Source organism: Robbsia andropogonis (assembly GCF_000970345.1).
GTDB classification, from domain to species: domain Bacteria; phylum Pseudomonadota; class Gammaproteobacteria; order Burkholderiales; family Burkholderiaceae; genus Robbsia; species Robbsia andropogonis.
Genome location: NZ_LAQU01000118.1, coordinates 1 through 2723 on the forward strand (window position 1 = coordinate 1; position 2723 = coordinate 2723).

Consider the following 2723-nt stretch of genomic DNA (forward strand, 5'->3'; position numbering starts at 1 on the left):
CCGCCTGTGCCGGGTGTTGCAGGTCTCGCGTAGCGGCTACTGCCAATGGCGAGTGCGCCCGCCAAGCGCGCAGCCAGCGGCGCGCAGCGTTTGATGGCGAGATTGCACGCCTGCACGCACAAAGCCGGGGTACCTATGGTAGGCCCAGGCTGGTAAAAGCGCTGGCCGCACAGGGACAGAAAGCGAGTGCCGAGCGCGTGCGTCGTAGCCTGGTGCACCAAGGCTTACGTCCGGCGTATCGCCGCGCTTGGCGCGCCACCATGGACTCGGCGCATCGTCTGCCGGTGGCGGCGAACCTATTGGCACAACGCTTTGATGGTTGGGCATCGAATCAGGCGTGGGTCGCGGACATAACGTTCCTGCCAACAGGCGAAGGCTGGCTGTATCTGGCAGCGATTCTGGACCTGGGGAGCCGCCGTATCGTCGGCTGGTCGATGTCCGAGCGCATCGACGCGAAGCTGGTGTGCGAGGCGTTGCGTTCGGCATACTGGCAACGTCGCCCGCCTCGGGGCCTTATTGTTCACACCGATCGCGGATCGCAAGGTAGATTCAACCGGTCGTCGCAACACTCGATTATTGAGCAGACTTTAGGTATTGGTCCAGCGCTTCCGCAGGTGTTTTCCAGCCAAGTGGGACTGTCAGATTTTTTGTGTTCGAGGCGGTTAAGGCAACCCGCTTTTCAGCGGGCAGCGGTTTGAGGATATCTCAGTCGTAGGGATGCGTGAAGCGTTCCTCGTACAGTATCGCGAATTGGTTCATGGCAGCTTTCCAGTCGTGTGCCTCACGTGTCCAGCCCGCCGTGATGTTGCGCAACACCAGCCATAACAGCTTCGTCGCAGCCTCGTCACTCGGGAAGTGGCCGCGCGTGCGAATGATCTTGCGCAAACCAGCGTTCACGCTTTCAAGCGCGTTCGTCGTGTAAATCACCTTGCGTACGGCCGGCGGAAACGTAAAGAAGGGGATGACGCGCTCCCACACACGTCGCCATGCTGCGGCCACTCTCGGGTATCGGCGACCCCATTCGCCTTCATCGAACGCATCGAGTTCAGCCGCAGCGGCTTCGGCACTTGGCGCGGTGTACACCGGCTTGAGCGCGGCGGCCAGCGCTTTGCGGTCCTTCCAGTTCGCGTAATCCAGGCTGCTACGAATCAGGTGGACGATGCAAGTCAGCAACGTAGTCCTCGGGAACACGGCGCCAAGCGCCTGCTCCATGCCTTGCATGGCCATCGGTGACGGCAATCAGGATGTCGTGCACGCCGCGCGTCTTCAAGTCGTTGAAGACCTTCATCCAGAACTTCGCCCCCTCGGTGTTCTCGATCCATAGGCCTAGAATGTCGCGCGAGCCATCAGGCAAGACACCCAAGGCTAGGTAGACTGCCTTGTTGCGAACTAAGCCGTCGGCGCGGATCTTCACGCGCAACGCGTCGAAGAAGACCACCGGATACATCGGCTCGAGCGGACGACTTTGCCAGGCAAGCACTTCGTCCATCACGGCGTCGGTGACCGAGCTAATGAACTCCGACGACACCTCGGTGCCGTACTGCTCTTGCAAAAATGCCTGAATCTCGCGCACGGTCATGCCGCGCGCGTACATGGCGATAATCTTGTCGTCGAAGCCGGTAAAACGGCGCTCGTGCTTCGGGATCAGAATCGGCTCGAAGCTGGAATCGCGGTCGCGCGGAATCTGCAGATGTAGCGGGCCGTCGGAGGTCAGCACTCTCTTAGCGCTGTGCCCGTTGCGCTGATTCGTGGCCGTTGCGGGCTTCTCAGCCCCGGGCTCGTAGCCCAGATGTTGGCCGAGTTCAGCGCCCAGAGCGCGCTCGATGAGCGCCTTCTTCAAGGCGGCGGACAGATCTTCAATGGAACCCGCCGTCATGGGGCCAGAGGCCAATTGGTCGATCAGCTCTTTAGGGATTGACGGCAGTTCGCGTGGTGGTGTCTTGGGTTTGCGTGGCATAACGGCTCCATTTCCATAATGGTAGCCTCACACACAAAATTCCTGACACTCCCTGTAGCCCCGCGCGATCAAACGTCGCACCCCCGTTTTAAGACTTTTCGTTGCGCACGCGTCATCCTTGCTGGAATCGAAATCATGCACATGATTCGTAGAAGACATATGAACGGCTACGCTAAGGTACGCTCGCCCGTTCAGTAATTCAACTCCTTATTTGCATAAGTAATACTATACATATAGACATTCTTACACACCCATTTCTTATTGGGACAGAACCTTTCGGAATACCAGACCCAATTATTGCGACAGACCCTATCTGACAGGCATAGCAGGTGCAGTAAAATACTCTGTTATACCAATGCATAGATGTGGTTGTCTGGTGGATAGTATTCGTGACCAAAACCCAAATTTCGCATGTGAGGCCGCCTTTTCCGCTTGTCGCAGGGGGGCGAGAAAAATGACATATATAATATACGACGACCTTTATTCTTTCGGCCAATCCTTTGAGTACGATGTGTCACGCACAATTTCTATCTTGAATGAGATAGAGGATGTGGTATTCGCGTCGAAGGTTTTTTGTGACCAGATAGATATCCTTGCCAAGTATGCTGGCGAACTTGGGGATAAGGCCCTTGCGAAACAAGGGCAAGTTGATGAGGACAGAGATGACTATGATCGACTTAATTGGGCGCTCAAGTTTCTCGATCTTATTTACGTTCGGCTGCGTTCCATGCGATCCGATTTTGATTCAACCGAGCATGTTAGAGAC

General features: G+C 56.6%; 1 protein-coding gene and 3 pseudogenes. 3 read left to right on the forward strand and 1 reads right to left on the reverse strand.

Going from position 1 to position 2723, the window contains the following annotated elements; translation table 11 throughout:
* Window positions 1-542, forward strand: a pseudogene (locus tag WM40_RS26255) (IS3 family transposase); the annotation flags it as partial.
* 163 nt (window positions 543-705) lie between these two features.
* Here the strand turns inward: WM40_RS26255 and WM40_RS26260 are convergent.
* Window positions 706-1957, reverse strand: a pseudogene (locus WM40_RS26260) (IS256 family transposase).
* An 87-nt stretch (window positions 1958-2044) separates the two neighbouring features.
* On the opposite strand from WM40_RS26260, the pseudogene WM40_RS32685 reads away from it, so the two are divergent.
* Window positions 2045-2155, forward strand: a pseudogene (locus tag WM40_RS32685) (IS6 family transposase); the annotation flags it as partial.
* A gap of 334 nt (window positions 2156-2489) precedes the next feature.
* The coding region (locus WM40_RS31910) for a hypothetical protein (RefSeq protein ID WP_236693716.1) at window positions 2490-2723 on the forward strand (234 nt) is incomplete at its 3' end.